This window comes from Dyadobacter subterraneus (assembly GCF_015221875.1).
GTDB classification, from domain to species: domain Bacteria; phylum Bacteroidota; class Bacteroidia; order Cytophagales; family Spirosomataceae; genus Dyadobacter; species Dyadobacter subterraneus.
This window is the reverse complement of record NZ_JACYGY010000001.1, coordinates 681,596-699,608: the sequence shown is the minus strand read 5'-3', so window position 1 is coordinate 699,608 and position 18,013 is coordinate 681,596. Positions and strand designations below refer to the sequence as shown.

The following is an 18,013-nucleotide window of genomic DNA, read 5'->3' as shown; positions in this document are numbered from 1 at the left end:
GGAATAATAACATTCAAAAGTAAGCAATCGAAAAACGGATTTCGACCGGAACATCTATTTTTATCAAAATTGAATGATAAATTTATAAACCGCGATTCAATTTCAGACCATTTAAATTGAAAAATCTTACTGTTTGAAATAACCCATTTCGATGGTACCTTTACAGCAGAGAGGATTGATATAAATACAGATAAAACGCAAACGCTGTCATTGAAAATATTAATAACTGGCATATTTTTTTAAGCCCGACCCTTAAGAACTTATGTAAAACCTCGCTCTATTAACACCAGGAAGGGAATCCGGAATAAAATCCTGATTCCCTTAATTTTTGACGAAATGAAAGCCAGACCGTTAGATAATTAATTCAAAAAACGGGAACCAGCTTTGCCGGCATGATAATTATGTCTGGTAAATTAATAATCAAAACGAATAATTACCTCAGAACAAACCCCGAATCATGATTAAGGTATTAAGAAACATTGCCATACTGGGCGAAGGCATTACAAATTTCAACGAAAAATATGCTGAACTTGAAAAAGAAAATCCCACCGAAGCAGTCATTATTGATTCCGACGGAATTGTCAATGCGTACACTTATGAAGGTTTTGCTTTTTTGAACGAAAACTGGTACCAAAAATACAGCCCAAACTGGCAAACAGATTCATCGGCCATTGACAAACTTTTAACAAATCTGGTAAGGTCTTCTTCCAGCCATTCCACGTCTGTGAATCTCACCAAAATTAAAGATTACCTGTCCAGTCCACCCGAAACCATTGAAGAAACAATAAAGGTTTGGAAAACTTTTTATGATCCTCATTTCAGAAATATCTGAAAGAGAAGTTACCAGAAACAATTTCTTATTTAATGTGATTATCAGCGTTTAGTGATCCGACAAAATGACTTGCGGCTTGCTTCCTTTTTTCTTTGTAACTAAAAACAATAATGGCAAAGCACAAAGAAAAACAGCGCCGACTAATAAATAGGCATCGTTAAAACTTAGCAAGTTACTCTGGCGCCCAATTCCTGCATCGATTAAACCCATTGCTTTTTTATTGGCATCGAATAAAGTGAAACCTTTACTCATGAAAAAATTGGTGTAGCCGGCAACACGCTGCATGGCCAGGGGATTATATTCCGTAACATTTGAAACAAGATCAGATCGGTGCAGGGCATTACGGTTATGCAAATACGTATTCACCATAGCCAGCCCCACCGAGCCTCCAAGTTGCCGCATCATATTATTTAGTGCTGCGCCTTGCGGAATATCTTTCGGTTCAAGTGCAGAAACTGCCAGCGCCGTAAGCGGCACTGTTACAATCGCAAGTCCGACACCTCGGAAAATCAGGGAAATGGTAATGTCATGTGCACTGGCATTCAAATTTAACCGTGACATCTGCCAGCTGAACAGAACAAAAAGTATCATCCCGGTTGTGATCATAAACAATGGAGAAACGCCTTTCTGTAATAATTTTGCCGAGATAATTAAACCCCCAATTGCCAGAAAAGCGCCTGGCAATAATAGTAATCCGGTTTGTGAAGGTGTAAAATTCAATAAACGCTGTGCAAAAACCGGCGTTAAAAAGACAGAACTGAAAAGCCCGATTCCGGAAATAAATGTGACAATTGCCGCGATACTAAGATTTTTGCTTTTCAAAACCCGCAGATTAACCACCGGACTTTTCACTTTCAATTCCCACCAGATAAATAAGGATAGTCCAAGTGATGCTGCTACGCTCAGCCAAATAATATAATTGGCATCGAACCAGTCATCTATTTCTCCCCTTTCCAAAACAGTTTGTAAGGAACCGACACCAATAGCCAATAACAAAATGCCTGTCCAGTCGATATTTCCCGCCGCTTGCTTGAATTTTGGCTCTCCCAGTAAAACATAACAAAGTGAAGCTACCGTTATTCCAATGGGAACATTGATGTAGAAAATCCACGGCCAGGAGTAATATTCTGTGATAAAACCACCCAAGGTCGGCCCTATCGTTGGGCCTAAAAATACACCTACGCCAAAAATGGCGCTGGCCACATTTTGTTTTTCTTTTGGAAATAATTCAAAAACAATAGCCTGGGAAACAGAAAGCAACGCGCCTCCGCCAAGTCCCTGTAAAAATCGAAAGAAAACCAGCATCCAGATTCCTGACGCTTGTCCGCACATAAAGGAAAAGAATGTGAAAGCAATGACGGATCCGATGTAATAATTTCTCCGACCCAGTTTCAGGGCAAGAAAGCTGGTCATCGGGATAATGATCACGTTGGCTATGGCATAAGATGTTATTACCCAGGAGGTATCTTCAAGCGTGGAACCCAGGTTTCCGCTCATATGCGACAGGGCAACGTTTACAATTGATGTATCAATTAATTCCATGACGGCAGCCGCAATCACGGTAATCAGAAGGATTGTTCTTTTCATAATAATAACGATCGGTATATTCTTATCAATAACTTTCTCATTGCCGATCTTTTTAATTGTGTTTTTTTATGAATTACTATTTCTCAAAAATGAAAGTATTGTATCAGGTTTCATCTCGTCAATTCCAAAACAAAAATATACCATTCGGTATTATTTTACAAATGATTTAATTAAATTCTGAGATTTCATGGGTTAATCCATAGCTATCATGTCGGCCATGCCTACGGCATTTTAAATTGTTAGGGAAATTTCCGGTTCCGGGGGTTAAAACCCACGGCTACAATGTCGGTCATGCCGATGGCATTTACAGAAAAATGTAATTTCCTTGTCCGTGGGTTAAAACCAACGGCTACAATGTCGGTCATGCCGATGGCATTTACAGAAAAATGTAATTTCCTTGTTCGTGGGTTAAAATCCACGGCTACAATGTCGGTCATGCCGATGGCATTTGTAAAGAATAAACTGCAAGAGGCATGACCGATACGTAGCCCTGGAATTTACTTAGGAGAAAAATCTAAATTAAAAAAGCCGGCCAGGCAAGTATAAAAACTTGTCTGGCCGGCCAAATTAATATGCTGAATTTTATTCTTTTACAATCACATCATGTGCTCCGCCTTCAACTATACTTACAGAAGACACTAATGTAATTTTCGCTTTTTCTTTCAATAATGGTATCGAAATTGTTCCACAGCTGCACATGGTTGATTTAATTTTACCAACAGTTATTGCCAGATTGTCTTTTAATGTACCAGCATAAGGAACGTAGCTGTCAACACCTTCTTCGAATTTCAGCCCGTCTGAGGTATCACCCATATCATAGCGTTGCCAGTTGCGTGCACGATTGGAACCTTCACCCCAATACTCTTTTACATAGTTTCCATTAACCATTAATTTCCGTGTCGGACTTTCATCAAAACGAGCGAAATATCTTCCCATCATCAGAAAGTCAGCACCCATGGCCAGAGCAAGCACCATGTGATAATCTTGGGCAATTCCTCCATCCGAACAGATCGGAATATAAATTCCCGTTTCTTTAAAATATTCGTCACGTGCATCTGCCACTTCAATAAGCGCAGTCGCCTGGCCACGGCCAATACCTTTTGTTTCTCTGGTAATACAAATAGATCCTCCGCCCACACCAACCTTAATAAAATCAGCACCTGCTTCAACAAGGTATAAGAAACCTTCTTTGTCAACAACATTCCCGGCACCAACTTTTACTTTTCCGCCAAACTCAGTTTTGATGTATTCCAGCGTTTCTTTTTGCCATTCAGAAAATCCGTCTGACGAATCTATACATAAAACATCTGCACCAGCTTCAACCAAAGCAGGAACTCTTTCTTTATAATCTCTTGTGTTGATACCGGCACCAACGATTAATTTCTTTTGAGAATCAGACAATTCCAACGGATTGTCTTTGTGATTATCATAATCCTTTCTGAAAACAAAGAATTTGAAATTGTTATTTTCATCAATTACAGGAAGACTGTTAAGCTTGTGTTCCCAAATAATATCATTTGCCTCTTTCAGTGAAATTCCAAGTTCTGCCGTTACAAGATTTGAAAAAGGTGTCATGAATTCCTTCACCTTTTTATCCAGACTATCGTTTGTGACACGGTAATCTCTGCTCGTCACAATACCCAGCAATTTTCCTTCAGGCTTTCCATTGTCAGTAATTGCGATGGTTGAGTGTCCGGTTTTCCCTTTTAAAAGAATGACATCTTTTAGCGTATGTTCTTGCGTAAGGTTAGCAGTGCTGATAACAAAGCCGGATTTGTGATTTTTCACTTTTCTGATCATTTCAGCTTGCTCTTCAATGGATTGAGAACCAAAAATGAATGAAAGCCCACCGTTTTTCGCCAATGCAATGGCCATATTATCATCAGACACCGACTGCATGATGGCTGATACAAAAGGCACATTCAGTTCTATATCAGAGATTTCTCCCTTTTTGAATTTTGTCAAAGGCGTTTTTAATGATACCTTATTTGGAACACAATCCTTGGTTGTCAGACCAGGAATTAACAGGTATTCGCTAAAAGTTCTCGATGTTTCGTTTAAATACTGAGCCATTTTATCTGTTTTTTAAATTTATCGCTCTCCCGCCAAACGATGCAATCATATAATTAAAATCCAAATTCTTCATTTTATAAATTGAAGAAAAATAAGATTTAACTAATACAACAGTATCACCGGAAAAGAGTAAACGAATTGTTTTTTGAAGTTTTAAACTGAATACAGACTTCGTTTCCGAATCTGTGGAGAAAAATAAATTGCCTTCTGTGTTGGACTGATGAAATGAATATGGAAACAATTTTGAAACCAAAACATTCTGATTTCCATCTACATTCTGTACGAAAGCACTGATGTACAGCAGATTACAATAAGATGAAAACATTTCTGAAATTGCCGTTCTGTACCATTGTTGCTTTTTTCCTGCAACTTTCCGATTCTTAGAACCGGGTACTTCAACAATATTGAACCCTGCTTCCATAAAATATATTTATAGAGAACATCTTTTCCGGGAAATAATTCACATAAGTCAATTATCATTTTTCCGCGGAAGCTTTACATTGCATGAATTCGATAACATCTGGTGTTATGGCGACTCATTGTTAAGCGTTCTTCATATAATGGACGCAAAAGTAGTTATTTTTAAATCAATTTCCTCAGTTGAGAGAAGAGAAAATGTTCAAAAACTCTTTTATTAATGTGAGAAAGAATATTGTCTCCACTAGAATCAGGACGTCCAAAACAAGAGTAAAAATCACTAAATCTATTATTGAGGCAATAAATATTTTGTTTGTGCCTGTTTTTGCAAATATTATCTCAACTAAATTTAACCTGACGCCTTATACGTAAAAAAAGCTGCTACGTGGGAAGTAACAGCAGACTATAATTTTTTTAAAGATCAAAAAAAAATTTCTTATCATTCATACCCGTATGCGATCACAACCTGGTCGTTATTTTTAATAGATTCCTGACGTGCGTCATACCCTTTCAGCACAATAACGTGCGCTCCCATTTCAGCAGCCTGTTTTTTCATCTTTTCAACGTCTTTGGATTCGATATTTGAAATACCATGAATCTGATGGACTGATTTCACATGAATTTCTCCCTTTTTGATCAATCCTATAACAGAAAGGGGATTGCTGGTTACAACAATTTTCTCCCAGTCTTTTTTACCATGTACCTCTATTTTATCTGAAATTGGCTCGATACGGCCGGACTTATAAACTATTTTCTCAACTTCTGCTTTACCTAATTTGTCTGAATGGGAATTTGCCGGATCTGTATAAACAATGATACTTTCAGTTACGTAATTAACCTTGACATTTAACTTCGCACCATCATGTTTGACTATAAGATCCTGTGCAAAAACAAACTGTGTTGAAATACAACACATAATCAAAACTATTAAATATTTTTTCACTTTTTTTTTCCAATAGAGGTTCTACATAGTGCAAATATATCAATAGAATTTTTTCTACGAAAAAATTTATTATTCCGAAGATAATGTAAAATTTTATGATTTAAATAATTTAAAATAAAACTATTCAAACACTCCGCTAATTCTTTACATTACTACTACTTTAAAGGCCTACAAATCTTGTAGAAGTAAAACTTAGCTGTATATGGAAAGAGTGACCGTTAAATCAAAATATGTCACTTATAATCAAATAGTTAGTACATTTGCCCACTATTAATTCAAGCTCCACTCAACGAAGAAAAGTCTTCTTTCACCAGGTCTGAAATACGATAAAAGCGAGACTTTCAAAGATTTAACTTATAAAATATCTAATTAAAAAGGACTATCCCTCCGTTGTTTGATGAGCAGATTTTTTATTATTTTAATAAAAGGAATTGTTGTTATCATATGGTTTTTAGCCACTGTGATCACCAGCATCTTACTTTCGCCTTTTGTGCTGGCTTCCTGGATTTCTGGAAAGCTTGATAAAAAGCAAAGTGAGGACAAAGAAAAACCATCGTCAGAGGATAGTAATAATTTGCCATAATTGTCAATACTATTTTGACTATCCTTTCATAACTGCTTTTTTTAGAATACTAACTGCCTCTTTCATTTCCTCAATCGTCAGATTTCCAAAGCCCAGGCGCATGGCTGTTACACTTTCAGTTTGATATAAAAGTTTTTGAGGTAAATGGAGATTTTGCGCCAGACAATTTTTGCTGATCCGCATGAGGTTGAGTTCAGAATTCCATTTTGTCCAGATAGATAATCCTCCCGGCGGCGCTGAAAATGACACATAATCGCCCAGTTCTGAATTTAACAAATCACACAAAGAATCTCTTCGTTCCTGATATATTTTCAAGGCTTTTTTAAGATGCCGCTGTATTTCTCTTTCTTCAAGCAATTCTCCCAAAGCCTGTTCCATCAGCATATCTCCCTGACGATCAACGATTCGTCTAAATTTTCCTAGTTCCTGAATCAGATTTACCGGCGCCACCAAATACCCGGAGCGAAAACCCGGAGCAAGAGAATTACAAAAAGAGCCGATATAAACCACCATTCCATGCCGGTCGGCGCTGGTGAGCGGCAGCACCGGACTGCTGTTGTAGTGAAAATCATAGTCATAATCATCTTCCAGAATAATAAAACCATATTGCGCTGAAAGACTTAACAATTCAAGTCTCCGCTCAGCACTCAGCGTAACCGTTGTTGGATAATGATGATGCGGCGTAAGGTAAAGCATTCTGATTTTCCTGGTTTCACAGAGCTTTTTAATCGCTTCAACAGAAATTCCATCTTCATCCACCGCCACCGGAATGATACGTGCGCCGGCTTCCTGAAAGATCATATTAGCAACATAATAACTTAAATCCCCGACGATAACCAGATCACCTTTATCAATTAACATATTGGAAGCCAGATAAATACTCATATGAATTCCTCTGGTTGTCAAAATATTATTTTTAGTAATGTGCAGTCCACGGGTGTTGTTGAGGTAATGCGCAAGTGTTTCGCGATAAAATTCATTGCCCTCCACATGAGAATAGCCAAAATGTTTGTGACTGCTTTTCCTTTTCAAAATTCCGCCGTAAACTTTTGATAAACGATCCAAGGGCGCCAGGCGAATATCAGGAAGGCCGTCTGTAAATTCAAGAACGGAATTCGTACTTACGCTAGGTTTATCAAGCAATATGTTTTGTTTAAACGCAAAACCCGCTTTTGCCGGATAACTTGTTAGAAATTCAGTATTGTATTTTAAGGAATCCGATCTTCTGGCAGGTGCTTTGTTGCTTACAAAAGTTCCTTTATTAGGCTGAATTTCGGTCCAGCCCTGGGCATTCAATTCGTCATACACAGCGATAATGGTTTTACGATGCACTTCAAGCTCCTGCGATAACGCACGAGATCCGGGCAACTGGATTCCGGGCGTTAATACGCCACGCTGAATCGCGTTGATTATCTGATGGACAATCTGTAAATAAACTGGTGTGTCCAAAACCCGGTCTATAATGACCATGCTTTTGAAAGGAATTTGAACCGGACTACTCATGAGGCAAAATTAGGAAATATTAAGAGCCCGGTGCGTCTTTATTTCAAAAAACATTTTCATGAAAAGTGACGGTTTTAAATTATAATTCATCCAAATGAAACATGAAACCGTATATTCCGAAAAACGCACTTCATTATGAAACTATTCACATCAATCATTTTTGTCTGCTTTTTATGCGCTTTCAAGCTTCCTAATACTACGGTTGAAAAAGTTGACATCAACCATTATGCAGGAACCTGGTATTCACTTTATTCAATTCCGTCAACATATGACAAAGGAAGCAGGGAAACAACAGGGAAGTATACCTGGAACAAAAAGGGGGAATATTATGACGTTGTTACCTCCTATAAAAAAGAAGGCAGTGAAGAAGTTCATGCGGTAAATTCCAAAGTATATCAGGTGCCAGGCACTAATAATGCCCAGATGAAGGCTCAATTCTTGTGGCCATTTAAAATCGATTATTGGGTAATCGAACTTGCGCAAGACTATTCCTACGTCGTGGTTGGTCACCCGGAACATAAATTTTTATTCATTATGAGTCGAAAAAAGACGATGGATAAAAAACTTTATTCAGACATTGTGGCCCGGTGTGAAGCCAAAGGATATGATGTTTCGAAGCTTACCTGCCAAAATCATAAAGAATAATGTACCAACCTGAATTACAGCTGGATAAATCAGTTTTTATTCGCTAAATTTGATAATGTTCTGCATCTAATTTAGCAATTCTAACGGTATTGGCTATGTTCAGAAGATTTCTCCCATTGCTGCTGGTTCTTGTTTCGCCTGTTTGCATGGCGAATTTTCTATTGATACCGATGGACAAAACCCAAACCAATCATCTTAAAGCATATGGTTTGGCTTATGCAATACTCAAAGATGATATTGAACTGGACTGGCTTTTGAATTATCGCGGCGGCAGTTTTATGGTTCAATATTCAAAGTCCATTGAAACGGAATGTAAACTACGTGCAATTTCATTCGAGATTTTATCTGATGCTTCCGAAGCACAAATCGTCAGCCAGATCAGCAATCCGAATGTGAATATGGAAGTGATTAAACTGCATACAGCTGCGAAAATTGCTGTATATTCCCCAATAAAAATAAGTCCGTCAGAATCTGAAAATACGGATGCAGTATTGCTTGTCCTGAAATATGCAGAAATCCCTTTTGAAGTAATTTATGATGAAGAAATTTTAAAAGGAGATTTGCCAAAATATGACTGGCTTCACCTTCACCATGAAGATTTTACAGGTCAGTTTGGAAGAAATTTGCGCCGCCTGTCGCCCAGTGATATCAAAGCACAGGAAGCAATAGCTAATCGTTTTGGTTATACCAAAGTGTCACAGATGAAATCGGCCGTGGCAAAATCGATTAAAGAATTCTGTGCCGGCGGCGGATTTCTTTTTGCAATGTGTTCAGGCGCAGAAACGTTTGACATAGCCCTTGCTGCCGAAGGAATTGATATTGTCGATGGTATAGATGGCGACGGTGTGGATCCTAATGCACAGGCAAAACTGGATTATTCAAAAACTTTTGCCTTCCAAAATTTCAAGCTGCATCTGGACGATGATGATGGAAGTGCATTTTCGGATATTAATGCAACGGGTGGAAGATCATGGTACAGCGAAAATGAAGATTATTTTTCTCTTTTTGATTTCTCCGCAAAGTGGGATGTGATACCAGCGATGCTTGTCCAGAATCATGAAAGTCTGATTCGCGAATTTTTTGGACAAACCAATGCATTTACAAAATATACAGTTAAACCAAATGTACTGGTGATGGGAACAAGCAGTCAGTCAGACCGATACATTTATGGCGAACTCGGGCGCGGCCAATGGACATTTTATGGCGGGCACGATCCGGAAGGACGGCGTGGCGGGAATCGCAGGATGGCGACAGATTTAAATCTTTACCCCAATTCACCAGGTTACCGGCTTATTCTTAACAACGTCCTGTTTCCATCGGCAAGAAAGAAAAAGAGAAAAACCTGAAAGCTGGTTACAGCCACTTTAAATTGATATATTTCCAACCTATACAAACACTTCGGTCTGAAAATTAAATAAGTCCGGAAGTTTGATTTTGAAAATCGGAAATAGCTTACAGGTGGGAGCAAAATTGGTAAAATTTATCTTTTTCGGAAATTACTTTGTCGGTACGCTGGCTGTCGCTCTTTCTTTGGAAACCGCTTTTCAGCTTCAAATTCATTTTAACTCCTTAACATATTATTTGCTATTGTTTTTTGGAACGGTGATGTACTATACCTATGCGTATTCAGGTATCACAAGCGCTAACAATTCCGTAAATCCAAGAACAATCTGGTATGCCGAACATCATGATTTCATCAAATGGAGCCAGCCTTTTTTGCTTGTCATCTGCACGATTTTATCATCCGTTTTGCTAATTCAATATTATGAAAATATACTCCGATTGCCAGTCGCATACTGGATTGTCGTGGGAGCAATCTGCCTTGCTGCGATTTTATATTACGGTTTGATACCCAAATCCTTTATAAAATTAAATTTGCGAAATACTGGCTGGCTCAAAGCATTTATTATCGGATTTGTTTGGGCCTGCTGTGTAAATTTATTACCCCTCGTAGTTTTACAAATTGAACGTGGCACATATTACGTCGATCCGGTTTTTGCACTTTGGCTGTTTGTTAAAAACTGGATGTTTTGTACAGTAAATGCCATCATGTTTGATTTGAAGGATTATGAAGACGACTCAAACCAGCAGCTAAAAACATTTGTGGTTCGTTACGGATTAGAAAAAACAATCTTTTTTGTTTTGATACCTTTGCTAACGATTGGTGTAGTTTCTCTGTCTCTTTTTGCGCATTTCCGACATTTCAAAACGATTATTTTCCTATTTAACTTAACACCTTTTATTCTGATGCTGGTCGTTGCCTGGTCTATGCTCAAACATAAAAATATTTTATACTATCTTATTGTCATTGATGGACTTTTACTGATAAAAGCAATATGTGGCATAGCCGGATCACAATTTATTCACTAGACTAAATATGGACACTGATTTTGATGGAGTTGCCCGTCCGTATGATTTTATTAGCAGATTGGTATTTGGAGATGCCTTAGTAAGGGCGCAAGTAAGTTTGCTCTCTCAAATTTTACCAGATAGTAGCATTTTAATAGTTGGTGGAGGAACCGGTTGGATACTTGAAGAAATCACAAAAATCCATGAATCCGGTCTGGAAATTATTTACGTGGAATCGTCTCCGAAAATGATTGAATTATCTAAAAAAAGGAGCTGTAAAAATAATACTGTTAATTTCATTACTGCCCGGATTGAAGATTACCAAACTGAAAAGCTCTTTGACATCATCATAACACCCTTCTTTTTCGACCTTTTCAAAAAAGACAAGATTAAGTTTCTGTTTTCCGGATTAAATGAGAAGTTGAGGAAAGATGGATTGTGGTTTTATACTGATTTCATTCCGAGTAAATATCAAACCAAAATCTGGCAAAAACTCCTATTGAAGACAATGTATTTGTTTTTTGGAATATTAAGCAAAGTTGAAGCTTTCGAACTTGTGAATATGGATTTTTATTTTGCTGAAAAATATAGGGAAGTTTCAAAGGGGTGGTTTTACGGGAAGTTTATAAGGTCGATAAGTTACAGGAAAATAATGCTTTAAACCTATTTATTGATTATTCTCAAAACCAGTTTTCACTCATCGTACAAAATCAACTGATACAATAATTCCCATCGTAGATTCTTACAGGTTATTATTCAAATCAATTTTCACTTCTCAATAAACTCCTTTGCCACACCAGTCAGAAAGGATATTTTTTCCACATCAAAGCCGGAATTTTTAAGAAGATGTTTTACTATTATGACTTTTTCTTCTTCACGTCCTTTTTCTAAACCTTCTACTTCACCCTCTTCCTTTGCCAGCATTTTTATCGTTTTAATAATTCCCATAGCAGTTTCTCACCGGTTATTATTCAAATCAATTTTCACCTCTTCAATAAATTCCTTTGCCACACCAGTCAGAAAGGATATTTTATCCACATCAAAGTCGGAAATTTTAAGAAGATGTTTTATTATTATAACTTTTTCTTCTTCACGTCCTTTTTCAATTCCCTCCTCCTTTGCCAGCATTTTTATCGTTTCAATAATTCCCATAGCAGTTTCTTTACCGGTTAATGAATTGATTTCTTTATCAAATTTACTATTTATTTCAAAATTTTCTATGTGAATGAATGTCTTCAAAAAATACAAAAAACGCCTTATCTGCTCATTATCATATTGTTTGGTTTGAATGAGCGCTCTTGCAATAGTTAACCGTTGTTCCCCCAACTCTTCCTCCGGAATTTTACCCATTAACAAGGCCTTCTGCGCAGCCAAAACAATAAATGCAAATGGATTATTCATAGCAAGTAGCTCTTTTTCGCTATGCTGCTGAATTCCGTAGGCATTATATTCATACGTAATCTTCGTTCCAAGAAAATTCTTCTGATAAAAGGCAGGCTGGTTTTGATTTTTCTTCCCTGTAAAAACTGCCAACGCAACTATTTCAACCTCAAAACGATCAAGGATTCTGTAATAATACTGAAACATTCTTTTTGCGAAATTCCTACCAGACACCGATTCAATCTCAATATGAATTAATATCCACTCTTCCTCTCCGCTCCCCAGAAAAGTTTTAACCAGCATATCCACAAATCTGCTGCCGCCTTGTTTTTCAAGTTCAGGAAATAATTCGCTCAACTCCTTGTCCATAAATTCAAAACCACGATCCATATTGAAAATGTTATCAGCATCTTCAAAAAAGAACCGTAACAAATCCGGGAATGCCTCTTCAAAAGCACTTTTTAATAATATATCATTCTTTTTACGCATGTATTAACACATCATGTAAGTCACTCATTTTGCGAAAAGAATTGCCAATACTGACAAAAGTCACCCAGCTTGAAGATGCTGGTCATCTTCTCTCCCATTCAAATCCGCCAATTTTGACTAACATTTTAGAAAAGTGTCACATTACGCTTCATGATATTTTAAACGCTGATTTTAAACCCACCTTCTCAACTATGAAATCTGCCGAATTGATTATTGACAAACAGATACCTGACAAGCACTCCTGTTATCATTGTGGTGAGGAATGCAGAGAGGAAATCATTCACTCCGACGGTCATGATTTCTGTTGTGAAGGTTGTTCCACGGTTTATGACATTCTGAATGCAAACAATCTTTGCAGTTATTATGCCATTGACGGAGCACAGGGAATATCTCCTGATTCAAATTATTTTAAAGGAAAATTCGACCATCTGGATCTGCCGGAAGTCTCCAAAAAATTGTTGGAATTTACCGACGGGAAACTTTCCAGTGTCAATTGGCTGATACCTAAAATACATTGCAGCTCCTGTATTTGGCTGCTGGAACAATTGAACAGATTAAATCCAGCCATACGAAGTTCAGTAGTTAATTTCCCCGAAAAAAAAGTAAGAATAACTTTTGACGCTCAAAATATTAAACTGAGTGAACTGGCGGCACTTATTACCAAAATTGGATACGAACCTTACATCAGCTTAAACGACGTAGAAGGAACTCAAAGCGAGAAATGGAACAGAACCCGATTATATAAAATCGGGATTGCCGGTTTTGCTTTTGGTAATATCATGCTTTTGAGTTTTCCGGAATATTTCCATTTGGGCGAAAGTTCATCGGATCAGAATCTCCGGACACTTTTTAGCATTATCAATTTCGTATTAAGTCTGCCGGTATTTTTTTATTGCGCCGCTGATTTTTTCAAATCTGCCTGGTCAGCTTTAAAAGGTAAATATCTAAATATTGATGCGCCAATCGCTCTGGCTCTTCTTTGTGTTTTTCTGACCAGTATATACCAAATCGTTTCCAAAACTGGCCCGGGATATTTTGATTCCCTGACTGGTGCTGTATTTTTCATGTTGATCGGAAGATATTTTCAGGATAAAACCTATGCTGGTATTTCTTTCGACAGAGATTACAAATCTTATTTCCCGGTAGCCGTCACTGTCCTAAAAGACGGAAAAGAAAACCGTGTCCCCATCACTGAACTTTCCCACGGCGATAAAATGCTTGTCAGAAACCAGGAATTAATCCCGGCAGATGCAGTATTGCTAAGCAACAGAGCATTAATCGATTACAGTTTTGTATCCGGAGAAGCCGAACCTGTTGAACGCAAAAAAGGTGATACCATTTTCGCCGGGGGGAAACAGACAGGATTGTCTGTTGAACTGGAAGTATTGAGACAGGTATCACAAAGTTATCTTACCCAGCTTTGGAATAATGACACTTTTACCAAAGAAAAAGAGAATCAAAACCAGACACTTGCAGCTCGAATTAACCGGTATTTTTCGTCAGTTGTACTGGTTATCGCCGGTCTTACTTTTCTGTTTTGGTTTTTTATATTGAATGAACACGAAACTGCTTTCAGAGCTTTTACAACTTCTTTGCTCGTTGCGTGTCCATGTGCGCTGTTACTATCTTCAACTTTTACAAATGGAAATTTATTAAGTCTCTTTGGAAAATTCCGTTTTTATCCAAAAAACGCAGATGCCATTGAAAGACTTTCGCATATTGATACCATTGTTTTTGATAAAACAGGAACCATAACACAGACCAACGAAGCTGAAATCGAATTTTTTGGGAATAAACTAACTGATGTTGAACTGGTTATTATCAAAACATTAGCCATGCAATCCTCTCATCCGTTAAGCAGAATGTTAGTCAAAAAACTAGAAAATGTGACTGGAAGCGGACGGGTGCTGATGCATTTTGAAGAAACCGGAGGTGCTGGGATTAAAGCGTTCTGGGGAAAAACAGAAGTAAAATTAGGATCATCAAAATGGGTCGAAAATTCAGACCCAACAGAGAAAACGGATAATGCTTCACATGTTTATATTTCCTTTAACAAACAAATAAGGGGCTATTTTACACTTAAAAGCAAATACCGCCCCGAGTTGGCAAAGACTGTTAAAGTACTTCAAAAAGAAGGATTTGAAACGTATCTTTTATCCGGCGACAAACAGACTGATCGCGCTATATTATCACCGATTTTCGGGAAAGATTCAAACTTGTTATTTGAACAAAAACCCGAAGAAAAGCTTCGTTTTATTGAAAGTTTACAAAAAAACCAACGAAGAAATGTTTTGATGATCGGCGATGGACTGAATGATGCAGGAGCGCTTCGACAAAGTAATGTCGGACTGGCTGTTTCAGATGATATAAACAATTTTTCTCCCGCCTGCGATGCCATTGTGGAAGGAAATCAATTGGAAAAACTTCCTTCTTTTATCAATCTTGCCAAATCCGGTCAGCGCATTATCAAGATCAGTTTTGCCATATCACTTTTGTATAATGTCTTCGGTTTATCCTTTGCAGTTGCAGGAAAATTATCACCGGTAATCGCAGCGATTCTTATGCCCTTAAGTTCCATAACCATCGTCCTTTTTACCACCATCGCAACTAATATCTCAGCCAGAAAATGGATGAAAAGCTGATAAACATCAGTTTAAATACCATTCAAAAATCATCGTTTACCGACATCAACTCAGGTAGTTTTGGTTCATGAAAATCAGAAGAAACAATTGATCTAAAACTCTGATTATCAATAAAAATAACAAACAAAAAATTCTCATGAGCGCCCTTTATGTTTTGATTCTCGTCAGCCTGTTTGTAGCATTAGGCTTCCTCAGCACATTTATCTGGTCGGTCCGAAAAGGTCATTTTGATGACGATTGCACGCCAGCCATGCGCATACTTCTGGATGACGGAAACACAAATCAAAAACCGGCTAAAAAGTCTACCTAAATAACTCCGAATTAAGTCATTCTACCCAATCATTACCAATATCTATTCACCATTCTGCTCTCAAAAATTATGTCAAACCTTCCCAATCCAGGTATCGCATCCATTGAGCTGGACGAGTTTCAATATGATAATAAAATCGTACGAAACTTTGCTATCGCGACGATCCTGTTCGGACTTATCGGTATGCTTGTCGGTCTCCTTGCCGCCTTTCAGCTTGTATTTCCAAACTTAAATATGGATTTACCATACACCACTTTCAGTCGAATCAGGCCGCTTCATACTAATGCTGTTATTTTTGCTTTTGTAGGAAACGGATTTTTCACCGGTCTGTATTACTCAGCACCAAGGGTTTTGCGCACTCCCATGTGGAGCCCGGTTTTAAGTCGTTTTCACTTTTGGGCATGGCAGTTTATTATCATAGGCGCGGCCATCACTTTGCCGATGGGATTATCCAGCGCCAAGGAATATGCAGAATTGGAATGGCCGCTTGATATCGCGATTGCAGTAGTTTGGCTTTCAGGCTTAACCAACTTGGTGATGACAACCATTCACCGCCGTGTTGAACATATTTATGCAGCGATCTGGTTTTATATTGCTTCGTTTGTGACGGTTGCGATGCTCCATGTGGTTAATAATCTGGAACTTCCGGTTTCACTTTTCAAAAGTTATTCTCTTTACGCTGGTGTTCAGGATGCTTTGGTTCAATGGTGGTATGGACACAATGCAGTAGCGTTTTTCCTGACTACACCTTATTTGGGTTTGATGTACTACTTTTTGCCAAAAGCGGCGAATCGCCCTATTTATTCTTACAGACTTTCCATCGTCCATTTCTGGTCATTAATTTTCCTTTACATCTGGGCTGGTCCTCACCATTTGCTTTATACAGCGTTGCCGGATTGGGCTCAAACATTGGGAACTGTATTTTCTTTGATGCTGATCGCTCCATCCTGGGGCGGGATGATGAACGGACTTTTGACTTTACGAGGCGCATGGGACAAAGTTCGTGAAGATGTGGTGTTGAAATTCTTTGTCGTTGCAATCACCGCGTATGGTATGGCAACTTTCGAAGGTCCTATGCTAGCATTCAAAAATGTGAACGCCATCGCACATTATACCGACTGGATCGTGGCTCACGTACACGTAGGAGCGTTAGGCTGGAATGGCTTCCTGACATTTGGTATGCTTTACTGGCTTTTCCCACGTTTGTACAATCGCCCTCTGTTTTCTCCAAAACTTGCCAGTTTCCATTTCTGGATCGGGACGTTAGGGATTTTGTTTTATACCATTCCAATGTATTGGGCTGGTTGGGTACAAAGTTCTATGTGGAAGGAATTTACAGCTGAAGGTTTGTTGAAATATCCTAACTTCCTTGAAACGGTAACACAGCTTGCACCATTATATTTCCTAAGAAGTGTTGGTGGTACTTTATACATCATTGGTTTTGTGGTAATGATTTATAATTTGTGGATGACAGCTTTGAAAGGAAATCTTGTTCCGTTTGAAAAAGCAAAAGCAATGCCGCTAGCCGCTGTCTGGCATCCGGAGCAAAAAGAATTCTGGCACCAAAGATTATTGGAGCGTAAACCTCTCACGATCACAATTATTGCACTTCTCGTTGTTTCCATTGGTGGGATGATTGAAATGATTCCAACTTTCATGATCGAATCCAATGTTCCGACCATTGCCAGTGTAAAACCTTATACCCCACTCGAACTTCAGGGTCGCGATATTTATGTTCGGGAAGGATGTTATGTTTGTCATACACAAATGATTCGTCCTTTTCGTTCCGAAATTGAACGTTATGGAGAATATTCAAAATCAGGAGAATTTGTTTATGATCACCCGCACCAGTGGGGCTCTAAACGCACCGGTCCGGATTTGCATAGAATTGGTGGAAAATATCCTGATTCATGGCATTATAATCATATGGAAGATCCAACTTCGATGTCGCCGGGTTCAATCATGCCTCGTTATGGCTGGTTATTGGAAGATGATCTGGACACTGCTTCCACCCCTGGAAAAATCCGTGCGATGCAGACACTTGGTGTTCCGTATGAAAAAGGGTATGATAAAATTGCTAATGCCGAGCTCCATAAACAGGCGTTGGGTATCCAGTCAAGATTGAAACAAAGCGGGATCAAGGCCAATGAGAATAAGGAAATTATTGCGCTGATTGCTTATCTGCAACGATTGGGGACTGATATAAAAACGCGATAGGGGCAACCCTTGTGGTTGCCCAAATCCTGACAATCTGAAATCC

17 protein-coding genes are annotated in these 18,013 nt (G+C 38.3%); 9 read left to right on the top strand and 8 right to left on the bottom strand.

Annotation, left to right across the window (positions count from 1 at the left end; all coding sequences use genetic code 11):
- The first annotated feature begins 457 nt into the window (after positions 1 to 457).
- Positions 458 to 832 carry a hypothetical protein gene (locus tag IEE83_RS03030; protein ID WP_194119146.1) on the top strand — a complete coding sequence of 125 codons (375 nt, stop codon included), beginning with the start codon at positions 458 to 460 and terminating at the stop codon, positions 830 to 832.
- 48 nt (positions 833 to 880) lie between these two features.
- Here the strand turns inward: IEE83_RS03030 and IEE83_RS03025 are convergent, their stop codons facing one another.
- The 5 genes from IEE83_RS03025 to IEE83_RS03005 all read right to left on the bottom strand — a co-directional run bounded on the left by IEE83_RS03025 (position 881) and on the right by IEE83_RS03005 (position 5,852).
- Positions 881 to 2,419 (bottom strand): DHA2 family efflux MFS transporter permease subunit, encoded by a 1,539-nt coding sequence (locus tag IEE83_RS03025; protein WP_194119145.1) that lies wholly within the window; start codon positions 2,417 to 2,419, stop codon positions 881 to 883.
- A 239-nt stretch (positions 2,420 to 2,658) separates the two neighbouring features.
- Positions 2,659 to 2,856, bottom strand: coding sequence for a hypothetical protein (locus tag IEE83_RS03020; RefSeq protein WP_194119144.1), 198 nt, complete (start codon positions 2,854 to 2,856; stop codon positions 2,659 to 2,661).
- Between the two features lie 145 nt (positions 2,857 to 3,001).
- Positions 3,002 to 4,492, bottom strand: a complete 1,491-nt coding sequence (locus IEE83_RS03015; protein ID WP_194119143.1) for an IMP dehydrogenase — start codon at positions 4,490 to 4,492, stop codon at positions 3,002 to 3,004.
- Between the two features lies 1 nt (position 4,493).
- Positions 4,494 to 4,913 carry a hypothetical protein gene (locus IEE83_RS03010; protein WP_194119142.1) on the bottom strand — a complete coding sequence of 140 codons (420 nt, stop codon included), beginning with the start codon at positions 4,911 to 4,913 and terminating at the stop codon, positions 4,494 to 4,496.
- Between the two features lie 435 nt (positions 4,914 to 5,348).
- The gene (locus IEE83_RS03005) at positions 5,349 to 5,852 is read right to left on the bottom strand and encodes a hypothetical protein (protein ID WP_194119141.1); all 504 of its coding nucleotides are present in this window, start codon (positions 5,850 to 5,852) and stop codon (positions 5,349 to 5,351) included.
- 397 nt (positions 5,853 to 6,249) lie between these two features.
- Between IEE83_RS03005 and IEE83_RS03000 the strand changes: the two genes are divergently transcribed.
- The gene (locus IEE83_RS03000) at positions 6,250 to 6,435 is read left to right on the top strand and encodes a hypothetical protein (protein WP_194119140.1); all 186 of its coding nucleotides are present in this window, start codon (positions 6,250 to 6,252) and stop codon (positions 6,433 to 6,435) included.
- Between the two features lie 18 nt (positions 6,436 to 6,453).
- Here IEE83_RS03000 and IEE83_RS02995 read toward each other — a convergent pair whose 3' ends face one another.
- Positions 6,454 to 7,938 carry an aminotransferase-like domain-containing protein gene (locus IEE83_RS02995; RefSeq protein WP_194119139.1) on the bottom strand — a complete coding sequence of 495 codons (1,485 nt, stop codon included), beginning with the start codon at positions 7,936 to 7,938 and terminating at the stop codon, positions 6,454 to 6,456.
- A gap of 135 nt (positions 7,939 to 8,073) precedes the next feature.
- On the opposite strand from IEE83_RS02995, the gene IEE83_RS02990 reads away from it, so the two are divergent.
- The 4 genes from IEE83_RS02990 to IEE83_RS02975 all read left to right on the top strand — a co-directional run bounded on the left by IEE83_RS02990 (position 8,074) and on the right by IEE83_RS02975 (position 11,593).
- Positions 8,074 to 8,583, top strand: coding sequence for a lipocalin family protein (locus tag IEE83_RS02990; RefSeq protein WP_194119138.1), 510 nt, complete (start codon positions 8,074 to 8,076; stop codon positions 8,581 to 8,583).
- Between the two features lie 95 nt (positions 8,584 to 8,678).
- Positions 8,679 to 9,929 (top strand): asparagine synthetase B, encoded by a 1,251-nt coding sequence (locus tag IEE83_RS02985; RefSeq protein WP_194119137.1) that lies wholly within the window; start codon positions 8,679 to 8,681, stop codon positions 9,927 to 9,929.
- Positions 9,930 to 10,011: 82 nt separating this feature from the next.
- Complete coding sequence (locus tag IEE83_RS02980) at positions 10,012 to 10,953, top strand: UbiA family prenyltransferase (protein WP_228101657.1); 942 nt, start codon at positions 10,012 to 10,014, stop codon at positions 10,951 to 10,953.
- 7 nt (positions 10,954 to 10,960) lie between these two features.
- Positions 10,961 to 11,593, top strand: coding sequence for a class I SAM-dependent methyltransferase (locus IEE83_RS02975; RefSeq protein ID WP_194119136.1), 633 nt, complete (start codon positions 10,961 to 10,963; stop codon positions 11,591 to 11,593).
- Between the two features lie 107 nt (positions 11,594 to 11,700).
- On the opposite strand, the gene IEE83_RS02970 is transcribed toward IEE83_RS02975, so the two are convergent.
- Both IEE83_RS02970 and IEE83_RS02965 read right to left on the bottom strand, forming a co-directional pair.
- Positions 11,701 to 11,880 carry a hypothetical protein gene (locus tag IEE83_RS02970; RefSeq protein ID WP_194119135.1) on the bottom strand — a complete coding sequence of 60 codons (180 nt, stop codon included), beginning with the start codon at positions 11,878 to 11,880 and terminating at the stop codon, positions 11,701 to 11,703.
- 9 nt (positions 11,881 to 11,889) lie between these two features.
- Entirely contained in the window at positions 11,890 to 12,801 is a 912-nt protein-coding gene (locus IEE83_RS02965) for an RpnC/YadD family protein (RefSeq protein ID WP_194119134.1), read from the bottom strand.
- 191 nt (positions 12,802 to 12,992) lie between these two features.
- On the opposite strand from IEE83_RS02965, the gene IEE83_RS02960 reads away from it, so the two are divergent.
- The 3 genes from IEE83_RS02960 (at position 12,993) to ccoN (ending at position 17,970) form a co-directional block, all read left to right on the top strand.
- Positions 12,993 to 15,443 (top strand): heavy metal translocating P-type ATPase, encoded by a 2,451-nt coding sequence (locus tag IEE83_RS02960; protein ID WP_194119133.1) that lies wholly within the window; start codon positions 12,993 to 12,995, stop codon positions 15,441 to 15,443.
- 136 nt (positions 15,444 to 15,579) lie between these two features.
- Positions 15,580 to 15,753, top strand: a complete 174-nt coding sequence (ccoS, locus tag IEE83_RS02955; protein WP_194119132.1) for a cbb3-type cytochrome oxidase assembly protein CcoS — start codon at positions 15,580 to 15,582, stop codon at positions 15,751 to 15,753.
- Positions 15,754 to 15,822: 69 nt separating this feature from the next.
- A complete protein-coding gene (gene ccoN, locus IEE83_RS02950; protein WP_194119131.1) occupies positions 15,823 to 17,970 on the top strand; it encodes a cytochrome-c oxidase, cbb3-type subunit I in 2,148 nt (715 codons plus the stop codon).
- The last annotated feature ends 43 nt before the right edge of the window (positions 17,971 to 18,013 follow it).